Below are 23,778 nucleotides of genomic sequence, written 5' to 3'. Positions count from 1 at the left end.
CCAGGGGCTAGAGTTGGTAGTTTGAATGCCAACTGTGGATAACTATAGCGGTTTGCTGGTTTTGTTGATTCCTTTTCAATTGGCTTTCCTGCGGTATTTACATCAAAGGCAAGCTGCGTAGGGCGTAGCCCGAAGCTGCTTGCCTTTGCCTCAGCAGTGATCAGAATGGATCAGCGTCTTCAATCAGTGGGGCATCCCCACGCGCAGCGGTTTTCCTGGATTGCTCCCTTGACTTGATCTTCCCCTTGGCCTCTTTGGAGCTGTGGCGGAACCGGTAAGAGTCATTGCCCGTCTCCACGATGTGGCAGTGATGGGTGAGTCGGTCCAACAAGGCAGTCGTCATCTTGGCATCCCCAAACACGCTGGACCATTCTGCAAACGTCAGGTTGGTAGTGATCAATACGCTGGTGTGCTCATACAGCTTGGACAGCAGATGAAACAGCAAGGCGCCGCCCGCCTGGCTAAACGGCAAGTACCCCAGTTCATCGAGAATGACCAGGTCCAGACGCATCAAGGTCATGGCAATTCGACCTGCCTTGCCTTGCGCCTTCTCTTGTTCCAGTGCGTTGACCAGATCCACCGTGGAGTAAAACCGAACACGCTTGTGGTGGCGCGTCAGACCCGAGATCCCCAACGCCGTGGCCAAGTGAGTCTTGCCCGTCCCAGGCCCGCCAATCAACACCGCGTTCTGGGCATCTTGCGTGAACGACAGATCGGCCAATTTTTGAATAAGCGTTTTGTCGACGCACGACACGTCGAAGTCAAACCCGGCCAGGTCACGGTGCACCGGGAAACGTGCAGCCTTCATCTGGTGGGCGATGGAGCGCATATGCCGGTCCACATCTTCGGCCTGCAACAAGTGCTCAATCAGCCAGCGCGATGGCTCGATGCTGGCTCCGCCACCTTGCGCCATCAAGTCACCCCAGGCACTGGCCATGCCGTGCAGGCGCAATGCCTTGAGCTCAACCTGGACATCACGCACTGTTTCAATCGGATGGTTACTGCGCATGGTTCACCTCCAGACCATCCTGATGGGTTGGACGCAGTCGGTCATACCGAGCGGTATCCGCCCTGGGGGCCTGGGTCAGTTGCAGAGCCGTTTCTGCCTGCTCCGGTGTGGCCGGTGTGTTCAGGCGTGCCAATACATTGCGGACATGCTCGGCGCTGATGCTGCCACTCGGTGCAGCACCTTCGAGCAACAAAGACACAGCCACCAATACCGCCTCCAGCCCGGCTTGTGGAACCATGGCCAACACATCGGCCATGACCCGGTCGCCACCTGCGTGGCGCAGCAAAGATTGGCGCAGCCGCAACAAGGGCTCTGGCATGTCCAGAAACGGCGCACCGTTTCGCAAGGCCCCCGGCTTTCTTTGCACCAGGTCGATGTAGTGCTGCCAGTCGTAGTTGGTTTGACCGGATCCCGTCATCCTGGAATGACTGGTCACGATGGTGTCGTCCGCAGCTACCGCAACACAGGTGGGATACAGCCGGGTGCTCACCATGTGCCCCGCCCATTCGCAAGGCACGGAGTATCGGTTGCGCGCCACCGCTACCAAGCAGGTGCTACTTACCCTGGCAGACTTCTCGACGTAGCCATCAAAGGGTACGGGCATGTTCATCAAATGCGGCCTTTCCAACTCCAGCATTTCGGCCACGGTGAACTGCTTGTGGACCGGGTGCGCGGTGTCAGCCCACAAGGAACGGCATCGCTCACCCAACCAGGCATTGAGCTCAATGAAAGTGCCAAAGCGCCGGGTTCCCGCTTCAATCCAGATGCGGCGACGACTGTCTTGCACGTTCTTCTCTACGACGCCTTTCTCCCAACCGGAAGCGACGTTGCAGAAATCCGGATCAAACAAGTAATGACTGCACATCGCCGCAAAGCGGGCGTTGACGATGCGCCCCTTGCCCTTCTTCACCTTGTCCACCGCCGTCTTCATGTTGTCGTAGATGCCACGGCGCGTGACACCACCCAACGCCTGGAAGGATCGGGTGTGGGCATCAAACAGCATTTCATGGCCCTGGCTGGGGTAGGCCACCAGCCAGAATGCCCGACTCGCGCACAGCTTCAAATGCGAGACCTGCACCTTGTAGAAGATGCCGCCCACCACCAAGCCTTCATCGCTCCAGTCGAACTGGAACGCCTCACCCAACTCGAAACTCAGAGGGACAAAGGCTTTGCTGGGTGATTTACCTGTCTTCTCGCGCCACGCGCGGATGAAGTTGGTCACTATGCTGTAGCCACCCCGGTAGCCCTGGGCCTGAATTTGCTTGAACAACGCGCGCCCCGTGCGCCTGCCGTGTTTGGGTCGATGGGCGTCGGCGCTGAGGGACTGGTCCAATGTTTCTTCAAAAGCGGTGAGCTTGCCTTCAACACTTTCTCTGACGTACTTGGGGGCCTTGTCGCCAGAGGCTTTGAGCCACTTCTTGACCGTGGTGCGCGACAGTCCGGTGGCCTTCGCGATTGCGCTGTGGGAGAGTTTGTCGCGCAGCTTCATGCGCCTGACCTTGCCTATCATTTCCATGGTGATCACCTTTTAAGTACCTGCTGAAATATTCAGCAGGTCAGTGGAACACCCTGGTCAGTTTTGGATTGGCACTTATCCGTTCAGATGGTCAGTTTTCGGTTGGCGGCAACACCTATCCCCCGCTCCAGTAAGCAATGCCAGTCTCCCTGGAGAACGACGACCAGTTGGCTGCCAAGTAGGGGTGGGTGCAGCGGCAATTGAATTCGTCGCTACATTGCCGACCGACAACCTACTGGCTTCAGTGACCGGTATGGATCAAGCAGTCGGGCATCTGCCTAACTCAGCAATGATGCGTCGAAAAAAACGACTGCACACGAGAGACTTTAAATACCCATCCCCGGATGTCCAAGTCATGCCATCGCTGATCCGACCCAAGGAGCGAACTTTGCTTTTTTCTATTTGATAGTCGCTTTGATAGTCGAAACGTAAAGGCGAAAAAAAGCCCATGATTTACATGGGCTTTTATCAATTACTGGCGGAAGAGGCGGGATTCGAACCCGCGGTGGGAATAACCCCACGCACGCTTTCCAGGCGTGTGACTTAAACCGCTCATCCACCCTTCCGCGTAGCTTTATATTGTAGCAGTGCCAGAAGCCGCATCGGGGGAATAGCGCTTGGCAATGAGCTTGAAGAACAGGTCGCTACTGCAAGGCGCCCTGAAACCGGTGCTTTTGCAGTTGTGCCATGAGTACGAATTCCAGGGCTTTGTGGTGGGTGGCTTCCAGAACTACAGGCGGGGCAACGCCGGACTCCAGCGCTTCCCGCCAGCGATTGGCGCAAAGGCACCAGCGGTCGCCCGGCTTGAGGCCGGCAAATCTGTACTGGGGCTGTGGTGTGACGAGGTCATTTCCGCAGGCGCCGGAGAATGCCAAAAACTCCTTGGTTACACGCACGCACACCAAGTGGGAGCCCATGTCTGACTCGTCGGTGTTGCAGCAGCCGTCGCGGAAATAACCGGTAAGAGGATCGTAAGAGCAGGGTAGCAAGTCGGTACCCAGAACATTTTTGGGGTTCATGGCTTTGCCTTTTTCCTAAGCTAAGAGATAGCGGTAAGGATAAGCATAAGGGTAACGGTCAAGCTTTGCTGGATTGCACCATTTTCATGGCTGACGCAATCAATGTCGACACTTCCGTCATGTTGCTCGGCACGATAAGCGTGGTGGTTGCGTCGCTGGCCACCCGTGAATAGGCTTCAACGGCCTTTTCTGCCACCTTGAGTTGCACGGCCTGCTCGCCGCCCGGTTGCCGAATCGCTGCAGCGACTACTTCAATGGCCTTTGCATTGGCTTCTGCAACCGCGGTGATGGCCGAAGCTTCACCTTGAGCGTTGTTGATGGCGGCCTGTTTTTCACCTTCGGAGCGGGCGATAAAAGCTTCGCGTTCGCCGGTGGCGATGTTGATTTGTTCCTGCTTTCGCCCCTCGGAGGCTGCAATTAGCGCGCGCTTTTCGCGTTCGGCGGTGATTTGCGACTGCATCGCATGCAAGATTTCCTTGGGCGGGGTTAGATCCTTGATCTCGTAGCGCAGCACTTTCACCCCCCAGTTCAAGGCCGCTTCGTCGATCGCTGCAACGACTTGCGCATTGATGATGTCGCGCTCTTCAAAGGTTTTATCGAGCTCCAGCTTGCCGATGACCGAGCGCAGCGAGGTCTGGGCCAACTGCGTGACCGCCACAATGTAGTTCGATGAGCCGTAGCTAGCCCGCATCGGGTCGGTCACCTGAAAATACAGGATGCCGTCGACCTGCAACTGAGTGTTGTCGCGCGTAATGCACACCTGGCTGGGCACGTCGAGCGGGATCTCCTTGAGGCTGTGCTTGTAGGCCACCCTGTCGATAAAGGGCACCAGAAAATTCAGACCCGGCGTGAGGCTGCCATGGTATTTCCCCAAACGCTCGATCACCCAGGCGTTTTGCTGCGGCACCACCTTGATGCTGCGCACAATAAAAATGCCAACCACGAGCAGGATGACCAGTGCTATTTCCATAAATTCTCCGTTAATTTAGAACAGGGTGTGCCTGCGCCGGACCGGATGATCCAGTCACAATCGCCGTCAAATTTGTGTGTGAACGCCGCACGCAGCCTACAGCTTTTCAATCACCAGCCGGTTGCCCAGCATTTCCTTGATGCGAAAGCTGCCGGGGCCCGCCAACTCAGCCTGGCTTGCAGCGATGGCGGTCCAGTTGGCGCCGCGAAATTTCACCGTGGTGGTGCCGTCCGCATTCCACTGCGCAACGTGGACCGGCTCGCCGATATCAAGGTTGACATCCCGGTTGGCATTGGCCGGCAATGGTGATGGGCTTTTGCTGCGATACCAGTGCCATACGGCTACCGCGCCGCCGCCAACGGCGGCTGCAATTCCCATCTGGCCTATCATGCCAAAGCCGAGGTGAGCGGCTACCGCGCCTGCAACCAGCCCAACGGTGAGCATCAGCAGGTAAAAGGTTCCTGTGACCAGTTCAATCGCAACCGCAGCACCCGCCAGGAGCCACCATATGGTTGATTCACTCATGTTTTTTCCTGTTGACTTGTGATGCGCTACATTTTGAGGCATACAGACCCCCGCAAACGCATAGACACAATATTTCCTTACACTGCGCAGTCTCGACACCTTGCCGTGTGTCACATCAAACCGTTCGGGCTCAACCTGTCTATGCCCATCGAGCGTTCCTCTTGCCCTCCGACAGGTTCAGGGCGCCCATGAACTGCCCGTACCACAAAGTACGCCAACACAATCCCTCACGCCATGAAATTCCGTTTCCCGATTGTCATCATTGACGAAGATTTCCGCTCCGAAAACACCTCCGGCCTCGGTATTCGCGCGCTGGCACAGGCCATTGAAAGCGAAGGCTTTGAGGTGCTGGGCGTCACCAGCTACGGCGACCTGTCTCAGTTTGCGCAGCAGCAAAGCCGCGCCAGCGCCTTTATCCTGTCGATTGACGACGAGGAGTTCACCCCCGGGCCTGACCTCGATCCGGCCGTTTTGAACCTGCGCAATTTCATTGAAGAGGTGCGCCGCAAGAATCTGGATGTACCGATTTATGTGTATGGCGAGACCAAAACTTCGCGCCATATTCCGAACGACATCCTGCGCGAACTGCACGGCTTCATTCACATGTTTGAAGACACCCCCGAGTTCGTGGCGCGCCACATCATCCGTGAAGCCAAGAGCTACCTGGAAGGCGTTCAGCCGCCGTTTTTCAAGGCCTTGCTGGACTACGCCGAAGACGGCTCCTATTCATGGCATTGCCCGGGCCATTCAGGTGGCGTGGCCTTCCTGAAAAGCCCGGTCGGGCAGATGTTTCACCAGTTTTTTGGCGAGAACATGCTGCGTGCCGACGTCTGCAACGCGGTGGAAGAGTTGGGTCAACTGCTCGACCACACCGGCCCGGTGGCCGCGTCCGAGCGCAATGCCGCGCGCATTTTCAATGCCGACCATTGCTTCTTCGTGACCAACGGCACGTCAACCAGCAACAAGATCGTCTGGCATTACACAGTGGCACCCGGCGATGTGGTGGTGGTTGATCGCAACTGCCACAAATCCATCCTGCACGCCATCATCATGACGGGGGCGATTCCGGTATTTTTGAAGCCCACACGCAACCATTTCGGCATCATCGGACCGATTCCGCAAAGCGAGTTCGAGCCCGAAGCCATCAAGGCCAAGATCAAGGCCAATCCGCTGCTCAAAAATGTCGACCCGGAAAAGGTCAAGCCGCGCGTACTGACGCTCACGCAGTCGACCTACGATGGCGTGCTCTACAACACCGAAACCATCAAGGGCATGCTCGACGGCTACGTGGACAACCTGCACTTTGATGAAGCCTGGCTGCCGCACGCTGCGTTTCACCCGTTTTATGGCTGCTACCATTCCATGGGAAAAAACCGCACCCGGCCGAAAAATGCGGTGGTGTATGCCACCCAGTCGATTCACAAGCTGCTGGCCGGCATCAGCCAGGCCAGCCAAGTGCTGGTGCAGGACTCGCAAAACATCAAACTGGACCGGCACCTCTTTAACGAGGCCTACCTGATGCATACCTCGACCTCGCCGCAGTACAGCATCATTGCCAGCTGCGACGTGGCCGCCGCCATGATGGAGCCACCCGGCGGCACGGCGCTGGTCGAGGAGAGCATTGCCGAGGCGCTGGACTTTCGCCGTGCCATGCGCAAGATCGACGAAGAATATGGCGCTGACTGGTGGTTCAAGGTCTGGGGGCCGGACAAACTGGTGGACGAAGGCATTGGCCGGGCCCAGGACTGGATCATCAAGGGCGAGTCGCGCAGTGCCAAGACAGCGAAGAACGGCGCCAACAACTGGCATGGTTTTGGCCAGATGGCGACCGGCTTCAACATGCTGGACCCAATCAAATCGACCATCGTCACGCCCGGTCTGGACCTTAATGGCAAGTTTGCCAAAACCGGCATTCCAGCCAGCATCGTGACCAAGTTTTTGGCCGAGCACGGCGTGATTGTGGAAAAAACCGGACTCTACAGTTTTTTCATCCTGTTCACCATCGGCATCACCAAAGGGCGCTGGAACACGTTGCTGACAGCGCTGCAACAGTTCAAGGACGACTATGACAAGAATCAGCCGATGTGGCGCATCCTGCCCGAGTTCTGCCAGAAGTTCCCCAAGTACGAGCGCATGGGGTTGGCCGACCTGTGCCAGCACATTCACGCCCTGTACGCCAAGTACGACATCGCGCGCTTGACGACCGAGGTCTATCTGAGCGACCTGGCGCCCGCTATGACGCCCAGCGACGCCTATGCTCACATCGCTCACCGCACAACGGAGCGGGTCGAGATTGACCGTCTGGAAGGCCGCATCACCGTCGGCTTGGTCACGCCATACCCGCCCGGTATTCCGCTACTCATCCCGGGGGAGGTGTTTAACAAGAAAATTGTCGACTACCTCAAGTTTGCCCGCGAGTTCAACGCGCAGTGCCCAGGTTTTGAGACGGATATTCACGGGCTGGTCGAGGAGTCGGATGCCAAAGGAAAACTGCGTTACTACGCCGACTGCGTGAAGAAATAGCGGCAAGAAAGGCGGCATGAGTTGGCGGAAGTCACGCCAGGCGGCGCCGCTATTTTTAGCCGGGCTGGTCGTCAAACACCCGCATGAAGCTGGCAAAGCGCGGAATACCGCTGCTGTTTAAACCCCTGAACCGATAGGTCACCTGCATCCCCACAGCCGGCGGGTCTCGCCGTTGCGCCTGCGTAAAACCCGTGCCCAACTTGAAACGCTGCGCCGGCTTGCCGCCAACTGCGGGCATTTCCAGCAGCAGTGCGCCCATCTGGCCAGCATACTTGCCTTTGCCCGCAATGTGCGCGATCACGCGGGCTTCCGAGTCCTCGTGGGTTTTGACCTTCAGCAGGTCGTCGCTGCGCTGGCCTCGGTAAAGCGATGCGCCACGGTGCAGCATCAGGCCTTCGCCGCCTTGCTTCACGGTTCTGAGCAGCAAGCTCTGCAGTGCGGAGTGATTCGCCAGCTTGAACTGCGCCACCGTCTGCACCCAAGGCTGATCAATCTGACTGACCAATCCGTTCAATGCCGGAATTCGTTCGTTGAACGGACCGCCTTGCGCCGGCAAATCGAACACCATGAAACGCATGGCACGCCACGCTTTGTTATCGGGGGTTTGCTGGCGCACGGTAGAAACTGCCTTGGCAAATTGGCCACGGCCTGCCCACAGCTCGCCATCCATGGGCACCTTGGGCCAACCTGCCGTGAACCAATCGGGTGCTGCAACGCGCTCGCCACCGCGGGTCAACAGCTTTTCGCCATCCCAGTAGCCGCGCACGCCGTCGAGCTTTTCACTAGCCCAATAGTCCGCCAGCGGAACGCCCACTTGATACACCTTGGCCAGCATCAGCGGTGGAGCGCCTTCGGCCGCGGCATGGGGCAGGGCGGGCGTCAGCAGGCCGGCGAAGGCAAGTAGCAGCGGGAGTGTCCGAATGCGAAGGAAGCCGAATGCGAGAGGGGCATTGGCTGGCAGGCCTTTCAGGATATTGTTTTTTTTGATTTTGGAGATCATTTATGCTTTTGGCCCAAGCAGAACGGGCGTGGTTAGCTATCAAAATAATAGTTCCAAGAATTTTTTGCAGCTTAGACGCTGGCTGAATGCTTGGACAAAAGGTTTGCCATGAAACTGTATGCATGTACAGTTTATAGGTCCGGGTGCCAAGGCACAAGCAGGGAATTCACCGACCGGAAGGTCGCGACAGGAGCCTGCGTAGCTCGCACCTGCCTATTGAACAAGCACGTGTTTTAAACACCGCTTCCCTTGTGTTTGCAGCCCTTACCTCTAATGGCAAGAGAACCCACCCCAGCACTATTCTTATGGTCGCTGTCCACACTCTTGCTGGCTTGAAGGCAGACCAGGGCTGCTGTCGGCGGACAGTTTTTATCGGGCCAGTCCTTCCGGACGCTGAAAATCTCAGTTTAGAAGCTATTTAGGCCTGTAGCCCAGCAACTACGGGCGTAAGCAGCTATGAATAAGATAGCGACTCAAAGTACCTCGCTGTCGCGACTGGCGCCAGCCGTGTGGCTGAAACCACCGTCTACATAGGTGATTTCGGCGGTCACGCCGGATGCCAGGTCGGACAGCAGGAAAGCCGCCACATTGCCCACTTCTTCGATCGTTACGTTGCGGCGCAGCGGCGAGGCGGCCGCAACGATGCTGAGTAGCTTGCCAAAATCCTTGATGGCGCTGGCCGCCAGAGTTTTGATGGGGCCGGCGCTGATGCCGTTACAACGCATACCGCGCGGCCCCAGGGATTCTGCCAAGTAGCGCACGCTGGCCTCTAGGCTTGCCTTGGCTAGACCCATGGTGTTGTAGTAAGGCACGGTGCGCAAGGCACCGAGGTAGCTCAGTGTGAGCAGGGATGACTTGTTGTTGAGGTAAGGCAGCGCTGCCTTGGCCATGCCCGGAAAGCTGTAAGAGCTGATGTCGTGGGCAATCCGGAAACCCTCGCGCGACAGGCCGTCCAGAAAATCGCCGGCAATCGCCTCGCGTGGCGCGTAGCCAATGCTGTGCACAAAACCGTCAAACTTTGGCCAGGTTTTTGACAGATCGGCAAACATCTTGTCGATCTGTGCGTCGTCGCTCACGTCGCAGTCAAAAATCAGGTTGGAACCAAACTCGGCCGCGAATTCGGTGATACGGTCCTTGAAGCGCTCACCGACGTAGCTGAAGGCCAGCTCCGCGCCTTGGGCGTGGCAGGACTTGGCAATGCCATAGGCGATAGACCGGTTGGACAACAAGCCCGTGATCAACAGTTTTTTGCCGGTAAGAAAACCCATGCTTGTGCTCCAGTATGTACAAGTGAACCGATCAACAATCCTCGGCTCCAGCAGGGTAGGTCCCTGCAGGCCGTGAAATATTGCCGACTTAATTAGTGCAGAATTGTCGCATGCGGGATTTGTCTTTTTTTCAGGCTTTGAGGATGTCTTTAATGCCGGTCCTGTTGGCGTGTTTTACCCCCGTATCCTGGTCCGCTTACGCCTACGCGCTGTGGAGCGACCTCAAATACCCGCCCGGCTTCGCCCAGTTCGACTACGTAGACCCCGCAGCGCCCAAGGGCGGCGAATTGCGGCTGGTTAGCAATTTGCGGGTGTCAACGTTCGACAAGTACAACCCGTTCACCATCAAGGGCAACGCACCGGCATATCTGTCAGAGATGATGTTCGAATCACTGCTGATTGGCTCGCTCGATGAAACCGCGTCGGGCTACGGCTTGCTGGCCGAAGACGTTACGGTGGCGCTAGACGGCATGTCGGCCACCTTCACGTTGCGCAAGGAAGCGCGATTTCACAACGGCGATCCGGTACTGGCCGAAGACGTCAAGCACAGTCTGGACACGCTGCTCGGCCCTTACACCTCACCGGCTTATAAAACCGTGCTGGAAGACGTGGCCGGCATCGAAGTCGTCAATGAACGCGCCGTACGTTACCACTTCAAGAAACCGAACCGTGAACTGCCATTGACCGTCGGCGGTCTTCCGGTGTTCAGCCGTAAATGGGGAGTGGAAGGCGGCAAGCCCAAGCGTTTTGATGCGGTGGTGATGGATATTCCGATCGGCAGTGGCCCGTACAAGATCGGCTCGGTGCGGTTCGGCAAGGACATCACCTACCTGCGCGACCCGAACTATTGGGGCAAGGATTTGAACGTGCGGCGCGGCACGGCCAATTTCGACCGCGTGCTGGTCAAAATTTATAAAGACAACACGGCCCGGCTCGAAGCGCTGAAGGCCGGCGAATTCGACTTGATGCGCTTCTTTTCGGCCGGCGACTGGGCCCGCCGCGTTAATGGCAAAAAGTTCGACTCGGGTGAGCTGGTCAAAGGCGAGTTCAAACACCGCCTGCCATCGGGTTTCCAGAGCTATGTCATCAACACCCGCCGCGAAAAATTCAGGGATGTGCGCGTACGCCAGGCGCTAGGGCTGGCGATGGACTACGAGTGGATGAACCGCCAGATGTTCTACAACGCCTACCAGCGCGTCAGCGGCCTGTTCGGCAACACCGATTGCCAGGCGACGGGCGTGCCCGGGTCCGACGAGCTGGCCTTGTTGGAACCTTGGCGCAAAGAGCTTTCCGCCGCGGTTTTCGGGCCGCCCGCTGTGCCACCACGCACCGAGGGCGACAGCGGCCTGCGAGAGAACCTGCGCCGCGCCCGCGACCTGCTGCAGCAGGCCGGCTGGGAAATCAGGGACGGCGCACTGCGCAACCAAAAGGGCGAGGCGATGGTGATCGAATACCTTGACAGCAACGAAGGCGGCGCGCGTGTGGTCTCACCGTGGGCGCGCAATCTGGAAAAACTCGGCATCGAATTCAACCACCGCGCCGTCGACTTCGCGCTGTACCAGCAGCGCCTTAACCGGTTCGAATTCGACATCACCACGCTGGCTTATGCCGGAACCAACAACCCGGGCCAGGAATTTGCCGATCTGTTCGGCAGCAAGGCGGCCATCACTGAAGATTCCGGCAATCTTGCCGGTGTCAGCAGCCCGGCTGTCGATGCGATCATCACGCGCATGACGAGTGCTAAGACCAAAGCTGACTTGCTGCCGGCGTGCCGCGCGCTGGAGCGCGTCATCACCCACAGCCATTACTTGATCCCGCAGTGGACAGCCGCTACCCACCGCATGGCGTTCAACGACCGGCGCCTGGCGCGACACGACCCGATGCCGCCTTATGCCGCCGGCGAAAACTGGGCTATTTACACTTGGTGGGCCAAGTAATTGTTCGCCTACCTTCTCAAACGTATTTTGCTGATGGTCCCGACGCTGTTTGGCGTTTTGCTGATCACCTTCGCCGTGGTGCAGTTCGTGCCCGGCGGCCCGGTCGAGCAGTACCTGGCCGAGGCGAAAACCGGCGCCGGTGGAGGCGGTGCCGAAGGCGGGGGCTTCAGCTACCGCGGCGGGCAGGGCGTGGACCCGAAACGCATCGAGCAGATCAAGGTGCTGTATGGCTTCGACAAGGCGGCGCCTGAACGCTTCTGGCAGATGCTGGGGCAGTTCGCGCGGTTCGACCTGGGCAAAAGCTTTTTCCAGAACCGCGATGTGTCGCAACTGATCATCGAAAAACTGCCTGTTTCCATCAGCCTGGGTCTGTGGACGTTTTTCATTAGCTACCTGGTAGCCGTGCCGCTGGGTGTGGCCAAGGCGGTGCGCGCCGGCTCACAGTTTGACCTGATCACCACCTTGTTGGTGCTGATCGGCTACGCGATTCCCGGTTTTGTACTCGGCCTGGTGCTGCTGGTGGTTTTTGGCGGGCAGCTGCAATGGTTTCCACTTCGCGGCCTGACGTCAAGTACCTGGGACGAAATGAGCTGGGGAGCGCGCATCGTGGACTACCTGTGGCATATCGCGCTGCCGGTCACCGCGATGGTGCTGGGCAGCTTTGCCGTCACCGCCATTCTGACTAAGAACGCGTTTTTGGAAGAAATCAGAAAGCAGTATGTGGTCACGGCGCGCGCCAAAGGCCTGGGCGAGCGGCAGGTGCTCTACAAGCATGTTTTTCGCAATGCGCTAATTCCGATCATCACGGGTTTTCCGGCGGCTTTTGTCGGTGCTTTTTTCACCGGCTCGCTGCTGATCGAAACCCTGTTTTCACTCGACGGCCTGGGCCTGCTCAGCTACGAAAGCGTTATCCGGCGCGACTACCCGGTGGTGATGGGCACGCTGTTTTTGTTCACGCTGATCGGCCTGGTGACCAAGCTGATCAGCGACCTTTGCTATGTTTGGGTGGACCCGCGTGTACGATTTGATTGACCCCCCCGAAGTTGCCCCTGCCCGCCCCCCCTCTGAGGGGGCGCCGCCGACGGCCGGGCCGGGCCCGATCCGCCGCGGAATTAATCTAAACACGTCCCCCGCCGTTGGGCTGAGTCCCGCCCGGCGGGCCTGGAAGCGTTTTCGCCGCAACAAACTGGGGTTTTACAGCCTAGTCCTGTTTTGCACGATGGTGCTGCTCAGTCTGGCCGCTGAACTGGTCTCCAACGACCGTCCGCTGATGGTCAGGTATGAGGGCGGTTTCTACTTTCCGATATTTAAGACTTATCCGGAAAAAGTCTTTGGCGGCGATTTCGAGACCGCCGCGGATTACCTCGACCCATTCATTCGCGACAAGCTCACAAAAGGCGGTAACTGGGCTGTTTTTGCGCCCAACCCCTACGGCCCGAAAACCCTGAATTACTTTGCCAAAGAACCGAATCCGTCGCGCCCCACACTGGCCAATCTGTTCGGCACCGACGACCGCGGGCGTGATCTGCTGGCGCAACTGATTTACGGCTTTCGTGTCAGTGTGCTGTTTGCGCTTGCGCTGACGGCCACGGGCGTGTTGCTCGGGGTGATCACCGGCGCCATCCAAGGCTATTTCGGTGGCAAAACCGACCTGGCTTTCCAGCGCTTTATGGAAATCTGGGGCTCTATGCCCGAGCTGTATTTGCTGATCATTTTCAGCGCCGTCTTCGCGCCCAGCATTTCGCTGCTGCTAGTGTTGCTGAGCCTGTTCGGCTGGCTTGGGCTGTCAGACTATGTGAGGGCCGAGTTTTTGCGCAACCGCCAGCTTGACTACGTGCGGGCTGCAAGGGCGCTGGGCCTGTCGAACTGGCAAATCATCGTTCGCCATGTGCTGCCCAACAGCATGACGCCGGTGGTAACTTTCTTGCCTTTTCGCATGAGCGCGGCCATTTTGGCGCTGACGTCGCTCGACTTTCTGGGCCTCGGCGTGCCGCCGGGGACGCCGTCGCTGGGCGAGCTGCTGTCGCAGGGCAAAAACAGCATCGACGCTTGGTGGATTTCGTTGTCGACTTTCTGCGTGCTGGTGGTGACCTTGCTGCTGCTCACGCTGATGGGCGATGCGCTGCGCGATGCGCTGGACCCGCGAAAGGCTGACTAAATGGCCCCCACGCTTTTCACTTTGTGTAATGCGCTGCCCCTCGAAGGAGTTGAACTTGCTTGGGGCGGCCCGGCGCGGCAGCCGCCTTCCTTTGCAGCATCAACTTGCAAACCGCTTTGAAAAACGACGCAACCCACCCCCTGCTTGAGGTCAAAGACCTGCGCGTTGCTTTCGGCGGCAAAGAAGTCGTTCACGGCATCAATTTTTCCATCGCGCCCGGAGAAAAGCTGGCCCTGGTGGGAGAGTCTGGCTCGGGCAAGACGGTGACGGCGCTGAGCCTGTTGCGGCTGGTTCAAAACGCTGAACTCGCCGGGCACGCGCTGTTCGCCGCTCGCGGGGCCACGCCAGACAGCGAGCAAAGGGGGGCGGTGGATCTGCTGGCTCTGCCCGAGCGCGAGTTGCGCGGCATTCGGGGCCGCGACATCGCCATGATTTTTCAGGAGCCCATGACGGCGTTGAACCCGCTGTTCAGCGTGGGCGACCAGATTGCCGAAGTTCTACAACTAAAACAAGGTGTATCCCAAGCAGCATCAGCGCAAGCAGCTATCAAATTGTTAGCAGATACGGGCATCCCGGAGGCTGCAAGACGGGCCTTGGCATTTCCGCATCAGCTGTCGGGCGGGCAACGCCAGCGCGCCATGATTGCCATGGCGCTGGCCTGCCAGCCCAAGCTGCTGCTGGCCGATGAACCGACCACGGCGCTGGACGTCACCCTGCGTGGTCAAATTCTGGACTTGCTCGGCGACTTGCAGCGCCGCAACGGCATGGCCGTGCTGATGATTACGCACGACCTCAATCTGGTGCGGCGTTTCGCTGACCGCGTCGCTGTCATGGAAAACGGGCACATCGTCGAGCAAGGCATCGTCGCTGAGGTGTTTGCCAACCCCCAGCACCCCTACACCCGCAAGCTTATTGACAGCAAGCCGGTACGCAATGTGGCCGAAGGGCCAGCCGCGACGGCAGCTTCCGAGCCGGTGATGCGCGCCAGCCATCTGCGCGTGGCGTATCCGGTAGGCATCCCCGGTTTCAGGGGCTGGTTCAAAAGAGGTGAATTTGTCGCCGTCAAAGACGCCAGCTTTGCTATCCCACGCGGCAAGACGCTGGGAGTAGTCGGCGAATCGGGCTCAGGCAAGTCCACCCTAGCCCTGGCCAGCCTGGGACTGCTGCCTTATTCCGGGCAATTGCAGGCTGCGGGCGACTCCTGGAGCCGGCAGGTGGCCCGCAACAGGGTCATTCGCAGCGCTGTTCAGGTGGTGTTTCAGGATCCGTTTTCCTCGCTGTCTCCCCGCATGACGGTGGAGGCGATTGTCGGTGAGGGCTTGCTGGTGCATGAGCCTGCGCTGAACCCGAGCCAGCGGCGACAGCGCGTCGAGCAATCGCTGGACGACGTGGGCATGGGGGAAGGCCTGCAAGCGGGACAGTTTTCGGGCCTGTTGCAGCGCTATCCGCATGAATTCTCGGGCGGGCAGCGCCAGCGCCTCGCAATTGCGCGTGCGCTCATCATCAACCCCAGCCTGCTGGTGCTTGACGAGCCCACCAGCGCGCTCGATGTGACCATACAAAAGCAGGTGCTGGCGCTGCTGCAGCGCCTGCAGCGCGAACGCGGGCTGAGTTATCTGTTGATCACCCACGACGTGGACGTGATTCGTGCCATGGCCCATGAGGTGCTGGTGATGAAGGACGGCGAGGTGGTCGAGTCGGGCACCGTCCTTGATGTGCTGGATGCGCCGCGCCATCCCTACACCCGGGTATTGGTGTCGCAGGCTTAAAGCGTTGTCCGTGCGCCCTATGCACTATCAACCACGACGGCGTGTGGCGGCTTGCGTGAATGCTCTAATAAAGCCATGTTCTCGACGGCCCGGCGCAAACTGTTTAATTATCTCGTTGGCTTCCTTTTGCTGCTGCCAGCAGGTGGTAGTCCCGCCGCTGACGCGATCCATCGTATTCCGGGGTATGTGTTCGGTACTGCGGTCGAAGTGGCAATCTACGGCGGATCGCAGGCGGATGCTCAGCGGCTGGGAGCCAGCGTTTTGAGCGAGTTTGACCGGCTGCACAATAAGTTTCATGCCTGGCAGCCCAGCGCCTTGACCGCCTTGAACGAGAGCATCGCGCGCGGGGAGACGTTTCAGGCCGACGCCGAGATGGTCGACATGCTGCAATCGGCCACCAGGCTCGCCGAACGATCGGACAATTTATTCAATCCGGCGGTCGGCCATCTGATCCGCTTGTGGGGCTTTCAGAGCAGCGACATCACGGTGCACACGCCAGCGCCCGCAGAAATCAAGCGCTGGGTCGATGCCAAGCCGCGCATGAGCGATCTGCGCTACGACGGCACCAGGATTTCAAGTCGCAACAAGGCGGTGATGCTGGACCTGGGCGGCTATGCGAAAGGCTATGCGCTGGACCGGGCGGCGCGGCTGCTGCGAGATGCGGGTGTAAAAGCGGCGCTGGTCAATATAGGCGGCAATATTCTGGCGATCGGCCAGCCCGGTGAACGGCCCTGGAAGGTCGGCATCCGCGACCCGCGCGGCGAGGGCACGGTTGCCGCAGTCGACCTGCATGACAACGAAGCGATCGGCACCAGCGGCGACTACCAGCGCTATTTCATGAAGGATGGCAAACGCCATCCCCACGTCATTGATCCGCGCAGCGGGCAAACCATAGACTTGGTGGCGTCCGTGACCATCATCACGTCGGGAGGCACGGATGCAGGTTTGCGCTCCGATGGAAACACTAAACCGCTCTTCGTCGTCGGCCCACAGCATTGGCGGGCCATGGCGCAGCGCCTGGGCCTGAACGAAGTGCTGCTGATCGATACAAACCGGAATATCGAGATGACGCCTGCGATGCGCCAGCGCCTGGCAGGTAGTAAACAGTAAAAAAGCGGCTGAAAAAGCTTCGTCGAAGCGATGCTGAGTTCTGCCAATGCATCACTTTTTTCAGTTTCCGCTTTTTGCAACTTTCGTTGCTTAAAGTTACCGGTGGTTGGTGTTTTGCAGAGGCATTTTTAGGGAGAACCGGCATAAAAATGTTCGCGTGGAACGGGAAGGGCGTTACAATATGCCCTTCACGACCAAATGGGCGGGTTTTCACCGCCCATTTTTTTTGGGCGTTTGTTTTCCAAAGACGGATTTAAAAAGACTGAATGGCGATTCAAGAGACGATTGAGCAAACGGTGACGGGACTGGGCTACGAGCTGGTGGAAGTCGAGCGCACGAGCGGCGGCTTGCTGCGCGTGACGATTGACATGCCCCACGTTCCCGGGCTTGAACAGTTTGTCAACGCGGAAGATTGCGAAAAGGTCACGCGCCAGTTGCAGTTTGTGCTGGAAGTTGAAGGCGCTGAGTATGCGCGGCTGGAAGTCAGTTCCCCCGGCATTGACCGGCTGCTGCGCAGCGAGAAAGATTTTGAGCGTTTTTCCGGCGAATTGATCGACATCACCCTTAAAGCGCCGATTGGTGTGGCGGCGAGTGCAGGTTCGACGGTTTCAGCCAGCCGTAAAAAATTCCGCGGCACGCTGGAGCGCGTTGGGTCCAAAGATACGCCGGCCGCCTGGCAGATTGTGTGGAGCGATGAGCCCGCCGTTAAACCAGGCCAGAAAGTCAGCAAGAACAGGATTCCCGCGCCCCTGCAAGCGCTCGGTTTTACGCTCGACGAAATTCATCAGGCGCGTCTGGCCGCGGTGGTCGATTTCAAGGGGCGCAAACCCAAAACGGCTCACGGAATGACACCGGCGGCTGATGTTCCTACAGAGAAATAATTAAGAAAGGCAGGCTTGTGAAATGAATCGCGAACTGTTGATGTTGGTTGATGCCATCTCGCGTGAGAAAAACGTTGAACGTGACGTCGTCTTTGGCGCTGTTGAGCTTGCGCTCGCCTCGGCTACCAAGAAGGTGTATACCGGCGAAGTGGACATCCGCGTTGCGGTTGACCGCGATAGCGGCAGTTACGAAACCTTCCGCCGCTGGCTGGTGGTGCCCGACGAAGCCGGCCTGCAAAATCCGGAAGCCGAAGAGTTGGTGAGCGACGCACGCGACGAAATTGCCGACATCGAAGAAGGCGACTACATCGAAAAACCGGTTGAAAGCCTGCCGATAGGCCGGATTGGGGCGCAAGCTGCCAAGCAGGTCATTCTGCAAAAAATTCGCGACGCCGAACGCGAAATGCTGCTTACCGATTTCATGTCACGTGGCGACAAGATTTTTGTTGGCACCGTCAAGCGCATGGACAAGGGCGACCTGATTGTCGAATCCGGCCGTGTTGAAGGCCGGCTGCGCCGCAGCGACATGATTCCTAAGGAAAACCTTCGTTCCGGTGATCGCGTGCGCGCCATGATCATGGAAGTGGACACCACGCTGCGAGGTGCACCCATCATCCTGTCGCGTACCGCGCCGGAGTACATGATCGAGTTGTTCCGCCAGGAAGTGCCCGAGATCGAGCAGGGTCTGCTGGAGATCAAATCCTGCGCCCGTGACCCCGGCTCGCGTGCCAAGATTGCCGTGCTGTCGCATGACAAGCGCGTCGACCCGATCGGCACCTGTGTCGGCGTTCGCGGTACCCGCGTCAACGGCGTCACCAACGAATTGGCAGGCGAGCGCGTCGACATTGTGCTGTGGAGCGAAGACCCGGCTCAATTTGTCATTGGCGCGCTTGCCCCCGCCAATGTTTCGTCCATCGTGGTCGACGAAGAGCGTCACGCCATGGATGTGGTGGTGGACGAGGAAAACCTTGCCATCGCCATTGGCCGCGGTGGCCAGAACGTGCGCCTGGCGTCCGAGCTGACCGGCTGGAAGATCAATATCATGGACGCCAACGAATCGGCTGAAAAGCAGGCGTCCGAGACCGACACCAGCCGCAAGCTGTTCATGGAAAAACTCGATGTGGACGAGGACATCGCCGACATTCTGATCTCCGAAGGCTTCACCAGCCTGGAAGAGGTGGCTTACGTGCCGCTGCAGGAAATGCTCGAAATCGAATCGTTCGACGAAGATACCGTCAATGAGCTGCGCACCCGCGCCAAAGATGCACTTCTGACGATGGAAATTGCCAAGGAAGAAAATGCCGACGGTGTTTCGCAGAACTTGCGTGACGTGGAAGGCCTGACCCCCGAGCTGATCGCCAAACTCACTGAAGCGGGCATATATACCCGCGACGACCTGGCCGATCTGGCCGTGGACGAACTTACAGATATCACCGGCCAGTCCACGGACGAAGCCAAAGCCCTGATCATGACTGCACGCGCCCATTGGTTTACCGATGACGCTGCTGGCACCGCTGCACCAGCAACGGTCCAAGAGCAATGATCATGGAGGCCAGCAGGAAAACCACATATGTCCAGTACCACTACCGTCGCTGAATTCGCAGCTGAATTGAACAAATCTCCCGCCACTCTGATCGAGCAATTGACCAGTGCGGGCGTTGCCAAGGCGCAGGCCGGCGATCCCCTGTCCGAAGCGGACAAGCAAAAGCTGCTCGGCTATCTGCAGGCAAGCCACGGCACCGTCGCGGCCGAACGAAAAAAAATCACGCTGGTGAAGAAATCCACCAGTGAGATCAAGCAGGCCGACTCTTCGGGCAAGGCCCGCACTATCCAGGTGGAAGTCCGTAAAAAGCGTACCTTCGTCAAGCGCGAAGACGAGTCCGACCTGCCCGCCGAAGAACTGCAGCGCGAAACTGCAGCAGCGCCAGCGGCCCCGGTGGTTGATGATTCCGAGCTGATTCGACGAGAAGAAGAAGCCAGTCGCCACGCGGAATTGTTGCGTCGCCAGGAAGAAGAGCTGACGGAAAAACGCCGTTTGCGTGAAGAGCATGACGCCCAGGAAGCGGCACGCGAACAGGAACGCGAGGCCGCCGAACAAGTTGCCCAGGCTGCGGCCCAAGCGGCTGTTGCGGCAGATGCCGCTAAAAAGAACAAGCCCAGCATCGGAAAAATTCAGGTGGCGGCGCCCTCTGCCGAAGTTTCCAGAGCCGCTGAAGCTGCATCCGCAGAACAGGCCAGCAAAGCCGCCCATGCTGCAGTCGCGCTGGCGGCAACCAAAGCCAAAGCCACGGCAGAATTTCAGGCAGATGCTGCCAAAGCGCAGGATCTGCAGGAGCGCCGCCGCAGAGCCGAAGCGGAAGCTGCTGGCATTCGGGCCATGATGTCGGCGCCCAAGCGTGTGCTGGTACCTCATGTGGATCCAAAGCTGGCCATGAAGGGTACGCTGCACAAGCCAACCGTTGTTCCCGGCGCGGTCAAGCCCGGCGCGGCGGCGGGTGCGCCTGCAGCCCCCGGGGCCGCCGGCAAGAAAGAAGTCAAATCAGAGAATCTGTCGTCCACTTGGAAAGATGACGCAGCCAAGAAAAAGGGCTTGCCGAGTCGTGGTGCACCGGTGGTACCCGGGCGTGGCAATTTCCGTGGAGGCCCACGGGGTCGTCGCAGCAGTGATCGCGATGCACGTCCAGAATCCACCTTTGTAGCGCCTACCGAATTCAAGGTGATCGAGGTTCATGTGCCCGAAACCATTACCGTGGCAGAACTTGCGCACAAAATGAGCGTCAAGTCTTCCGAGGTGATCAAGCACCTGATGAAACTCGGCCAGATGGTCACCATCAACCAGCCGCTGGACCAGGACACCGCCATGATTCTGGTGGAAGAAATGGGCCATACGGCAGTCACCGCTGCGCTGGACGATCCAGAAGCGTTTACCGCCGACGATGTGCAAGGCCAGCAATCCGAATTGCTGCCTAGAGCGCCGGTGGTGACTGTCATGGGACACGTTGACCATGGCAAAACCTCGCTGCTCGACTACATTCGCCGCGCCAAAGTGGCGGCCGGTGAAGCCGGTGGCATTACCCAGCACATTGGCGCCTACCACGTGCAAACCCCGCGCGGCATGGTGTCGTTCCTGGACACCCCGGGCCACGAGGCGTTTACCGCCATGCGCGCGCGCGGCGCCCAAGCTACCGACATCGTGATTCTGGTCGTGGCCGCCGATGACGGCGTAATGCCGCAAACCAAGGAGGCCATCAAGCACGCCAGGGCGGCGGGTGTCCCCATCGTCGTGGCGATCAACAAAATCGACAAGCCCGGTGTCAATCTGGAGCGCGTCAAGGGCGAACTGGTCACCGAAGGTGTTGTGCCGGAAGAGTTTGGCGGTGATTCCCCGTTTGTGCCGGTTTCAGCCCATACCGGCGCAGGCGTCGACACCTTGCTAGAGCAGGTGCTGCTGCAGGCCGAAGTGCTGGAACTCAAGGCAGCGGTCGATGCCATGGCCAAGGGTCTGGTGATCGAGGCCAGGCTAGACAAAGGGCGCGGCCCGGTGGCGACCGTGCTGGTACAGTCCGGAACCTTGAAGGCGGGCGACGTGGTGCTGGCCGGTTCAACCTACGGCCGCGTGCGCGCCATGCTTGACGAAAACGGCAAACCCATCAAGACCGCCGGGCCTTCCATTCCCGTGGAAATCCAGGGTCTGACCGAAGTGCCACAGGCCGGCGACGAGTTCATGGTGATGACTGACGAACGCCGTGTTCGCGAAATTGCCACCTACCGCGCTGGCAAGTTCCGCAATACCAAGCTGGCCAAGCAGCAGGCGTCCAAGCTGGAAAATATGTTTTCGGACATCTCGGCTGGCGAAGTCAAGATGCTGCCCATCATCATCAAGGCCGATGTGCAGGGTTCGCAGGAAGCGCTGGCGCAGTCGCTGCTCAAGCTTTCGACCGACGAGGTCAAAGTTCAGCTGGTGTACTCCGGCGTTGGCGGTATTTCCGAATCCGACGTCAACCTGGCAATCGCCTCCAAAGCCGTGCTGATCGGGTTCAACACCCGGGCCGATGCTCAGGCGCGCAAGCAAGCCGAGAACAACGGCGTGGACATTCGTTACTACCAGATCATTTATGACGCGGTGGATGAACTCAAGGCCGCCATGTCCGGCATGCTGACGCCCGACAAGAAGGAAGAAATTATCGGCAATGCCGAGATTCGCCAGGTCTTCAAGGTCAGCAAGATCGGCTCGATTGCCGGCTGTATGGTCACCGCCGGTGTGGTCCGCCGCACCGCCAGGTTGCGTTTGCTGCGCGAAAACGTGGTCATCTTCACGGGTGAACTCGACTCGCTCAAGCGCTTCAAGGACGATGCCAAGGAAGTCAAGGAAGGCTTCGAGTGCGGTTTGAACGTCAAGAACTACAACGACATCGAAGTTGGCGACGTTCTTGAGTTCTTCGAGATCAAGGAAGTGGCACGTACCTTGTAAGGAAACAAAGATGCAGACGCCGGCCAACTCGCAAGTGTTGGCCGGCGGCCTTATTCCTAGTCGAGCCTACAAGTCCAAACCATTGTTTCATGCGTAAAAAGTCATCTACCCCTAACCGCGGCTTCCGCGTTGCCGATCAGATCCAGCGCGATCTGACGGAGCTGATCGCGCGCGAGTTGAAGGACCCCAGGGTTGGCATGGTTACGATCCAGGCGGTTGAAGTGACGCCCGACTATGCCCATGCCAAGATATTTTTCAGTGTGTTGGTCGGCGATGCGAAAGAGTGCGAAGTCGCGCTCAACCAGGCGGCCGGGTTTCTGCGCAATGGCCTGTTCAAGCGCCTGATGATTCATACCGTGCCCACCTTGCATTTTCAGTTTGACCGCACCTCCGAGCGTGCGGCAGACATGAACGCCTTGATTGCCAAGGCGGTTTCTTCCCGCGCCCAAGACGACTGAGTTCGCGCCGTTCCCCCCCTTGACAGGTTCGGGACAACGGTGCCAACGAAGCGTTCGGGCAGGCTCCGTACGCTGAGCCTGTCAAAGCTTATGACGCAAACCTCCTTTCATCGTCAGACTCCCAAAGGTCAAAAGATTCAGCGACGTCCCGTGCATGGCGTGCTGCTGCTTGACAAGCCGCTGGGCCTGTCCAGCAACCAGGCGCTGCAAAAAGCCAAATGGCTGCTGCGCGCGGACAAGGCCGGGCATACCGGCACGCTCGATCCGCTGGCCACTGGCGTGTTGCCGCTGTGCTTTGGCGCCGCCACCAAGTTCAGCCAGATCCAGCTTGATGCCGACAAGACTTACGAAGCGCTACTGTTGTTGGGCCAGAAGACAACAACCGCTGACGCCGAAGGCGACGTGATTGAAACCCGGCCTGTGCCGCAAATTACGCCCGAGCTGCTACAGACGATCACGCAGCGCTTTACCGGCCCGCTGGCGCAAATTCCACCGATGTATTCGGCGCTGAAAAAAGACGGCAAGGCGCTGTACGAATATGCCCGCAAGGGCATTGAGGTGGAGCGGGAAGCGCGTCACATCCTCATTTATGAGCTAAATATGGCTCTAGCCCATGACGCACGGGCGCCAGCAGCTATCAAAATCATAGTAAGATGCAGCAAGGGCACTTACATCCGCACGCTCGGTGAAGACATCGGCGAAGCCCTGGGTTGCGGCGCGCACCTGGGCTCGCTGCGGCGGCTGGAAACCGGTGGCTTTGTGGCGACACAGTGCGTGACGCTGCCAGCGCTCGAAGCCATGACCGAAGCCGAGCGTGAAGCGTGCTTGTTGCCGGCGCAGTCGCTGGTGGCCGCGTACCCTTCTGTCACATTGGACGCCGATAATGCAGGACGCTTTTTGAGCGGCCTGCGCCGGCGCGGCGAGCCTGGTCAGTGGGGCGCCGATGCACCACTGGTGCAGGTCTACGGCAGCGAACCTGCGGCGTTTTTGGGTTCGGCCCACATCACGGCCGACGAACTGATTCCACAGCGTTTGCTGAGCCCGATTGAAATCCAGGACATCCTGCAATCGGCGCAGCGTGCAGTAGAAGTTTTAGCGTCACTTTCCATGGCCGCACCAGTGAGTGCGGGCTCTTTTCAACATTAATTCCGACCCGTTTCAAGT

18 protein-coding genes and 1 tRNA gene are annotated in these 23,778 nt (G+C 58.7%); 11 read left to right on the top strand and 8 right to left on the bottom strand.

The genetic code is table 11. The annotated features are described in order from the left end of the window. Positions 1–160 precede the first annotated feature (160 nt). The 6 genes from istB to HHJ18_RS11385 all read right to left on the bottom strand — a co-directional run bounded on the left by istB (position 161) and on the right by HHJ18_RS11385 (position 5,039). Entirely contained in the window at positions 161–1,009 is an 849-nt protein-coding gene (gene istB, locus HHJ18_RS11410; protein WP_296915383.1) for an IS21-like element helper ATPase IstB, read from the bottom strand. After that, positions 999–2,525, bottom strand: coding sequence for an IS21 family transposase (istA, locus tag HHJ18_RS11405; protein WP_296915381.1), 1,527 nt, complete (start codon positions 2,523–2,525; stop codon positions 999–1,001). The genes istB and istA overlap by 11 nt, the downstream gene beginning before the upstream one ends. Positions 2,526–3,001: 476 nt before the next feature. Then, a tRNA-Ser gene (locus HHJ18_RS11400) sits at positions 3,002–3,091 on the bottom strand. A gap of 78 nt (positions 3,092–3,169) precedes the next feature. After that, positions 3,170–3,544: a DUF2237 domain-containing protein gene (locus HHJ18_RS11395; protein ID WP_296915380.1), complete on the bottom strand. Its 375-nt coding sequence runs from the start codon at positions 3,542–3,544 to the stop codon at positions 3,170–3,172. A gap of 58 nt (positions 3,545–3,602) precedes the next feature. Continuing rightward, positions 3,603–4,514 carry a stomatin-like protein gene (locus HHJ18_RS11390; protein ID WP_296915378.1) on the bottom strand — a complete coding sequence of 304 codons (912 nt, stop codon included), beginning with the start codon at positions 4,512–4,514 and terminating at the stop codon, positions 3,603–3,605. A gap of 96 nt (positions 4,515–4,610) precedes the next feature. Next, complete coding sequence (locus HHJ18_RS11385) at positions 4,611–5,039, bottom strand: NfeD family protein (RefSeq protein WP_296915376.1); 429 nt, start codon at positions 5,037–5,039, stop codon at positions 4,611–4,613. Between the two features lie 234 nt (positions 5,040–5,273). Here HHJ18_RS11385 and HHJ18_RS11380 point away from each other — a divergent pair, with 234 nt between their 5' ends. Further along, positions 5,274–7,562 (top strand): arginine/lysine/ornithine decarboxylase, encoded by a 2,289-nt coding sequence (locus HHJ18_RS11380; protein ID WP_296915374.1) that lies wholly within the window; start codon positions 5,274–5,276, stop codon positions 7,560–7,562. A gap of 55 nt (positions 7,563–7,617) precedes the next feature. Here the strand turns inward: HHJ18_RS11380 and HHJ18_RS11375 are convergent, their stop codons facing one another. Next, positions 7,618–8,562, bottom strand: coding sequence for a DNA ligase (locus HHJ18_RS11375; protein WP_296915372.1), 945 nt, complete (start codon positions 8,560–8,562; stop codon positions 7,618–7,620). Positions 8,563–9,035: 473 nt separating this feature from the next. Next, a complete protein-coding gene (gene fabI, locus HHJ18_RS11370; protein WP_296915370.1) occupies positions 9,036–9,830 on the bottom strand; it encodes an enoyl-ACP reductase FabI in 795 nt (264 codons plus the stop codon). A 152-nt stretch (positions 9,831–9,982) separates the two neighbouring features. Between fabI and HHJ18_RS11365 the strand changes: the two genes are divergently transcribed. From HHJ18_RS11365 to truB, 10 genes are all read left to right on the top strand, one after another. Then, the gene (locus tag HHJ18_RS11365) at positions 9,983–11,767 is read left to right on the top strand and encodes an extracellular solute-binding protein (RefSeq protein ID WP_296915368.1); all 1,785 of its coding nucleotides are present in this window, start codon (positions 9,983–9,985) and stop codon (positions 11,765–11,767) included. After that, positions 11,768–12,799 (top strand): ABC transporter permease subunit, encoded by a 1,032-nt coding sequence (locus HHJ18_RS11360; RefSeq protein ID WP_296915366.1) that lies wholly within the window; start codon positions 11,768–11,770, stop codon positions 12,797–12,799. Further along, positions 12,783–13,925, top strand: a complete 1,143-nt coding sequence (locus HHJ18_RS11355) for an ABC transporter permease (RefSeq protein ID WP_296915364.1) — start codon at positions 12,783–12,785, stop codon at positions 13,923–13,925. Before HHJ18_RS11360 ends, HHJ18_RS11355 begins: the two co-directional genes overlap by 17 nt. A gap of 116 nt (positions 13,926–14,041) precedes the next feature. Beyond that, on the top strand, positions 14,042–15,694 hold the full coding sequence (locus HHJ18_RS11350; RefSeq protein WP_296915362.1) for an ABC transporter ATP-binding protein: 1,653 nt from the start codon (positions 14,042–14,044) through the stop codon (positions 15,692–15,694). A 75-nt stretch (positions 15,695–15,769) separates the two neighbouring features. After that, positions 15,770–16,804: an FAD:protein FMN transferase gene (locus HHJ18_RS11345; RefSeq protein ID WP_296915360.1), complete on the top strand. Its 1,035-nt coding sequence runs from the start codon at positions 15,770–15,772 to the stop codon at positions 16,802–16,804. Positions 16,805–17,070: 266 nt separating this feature from the next. Then, on the top strand, positions 17,071–17,685 hold the full coding sequence (gene rimP, locus HHJ18_RS11340) for a ribosome maturation factor RimP (protein WP_296915359.1): 615 nt from the start codon (positions 17,071–17,073) through the stop codon (positions 17,683–17,685). 22 nt (positions 17,686–17,707) lie between these two features. Then, positions 17,708–19,228: a transcription termination factor NusA gene (gene nusA / locus HHJ18_RS11335; protein ID WP_296915358.1), complete on the top strand. Its 1,521-nt coding sequence runs from the start codon at positions 17,708–17,710 to the stop codon at positions 19,226–19,228. A 27-nt stretch (positions 19,229–19,255) separates the two neighbouring features. After that, a complete protein-coding gene (gene infB / locus HHJ18_RS11330) occupies positions 19,256–22,156 on the top strand; it encodes a translation initiation factor IF-2 (RefSeq protein WP_296915356.1) in 2,901 nt (966 codons plus the stop codon). 89 nt (positions 22,157–22,245) lie between these two features. Then, on the top strand, positions 22,246–22,614 hold the full coding sequence (gene rbfA / locus HHJ18_RS11325) for a 30S ribosome-binding factor RbfA (RefSeq protein WP_296915355.1): 369 nt from the start codon (positions 22,246–22,248) through the stop codon (positions 22,612–22,614). A 90-nt stretch (positions 22,615–22,704) separates the two neighbouring features. After that, entirely contained in the window at positions 22,705–23,760 is a 1,056-nt protein-coding gene (truB, locus tag HHJ18_RS11320) for a tRNA pseudouridine(55) synthase TruB (RefSeq protein WP_296915354.1), read from the top strand. Positions 23,761–23,778: the final 18 nt, after the last annotated feature.

The sequence above is a fragment of the Polaromonas sp. genome, assembly GCF_012927455.1.
Lineage (GTDB): Bacteria > Pseudomonadota > Gammaproteobacteria > Burkholderiales > Burkholderiaceae_C > Polaromonas.
The sequence above is the reverse complement of the archived record's forward strand: the minus strand, read 5'-3'. Positions and strand labels throughout refer to the sequence as shown.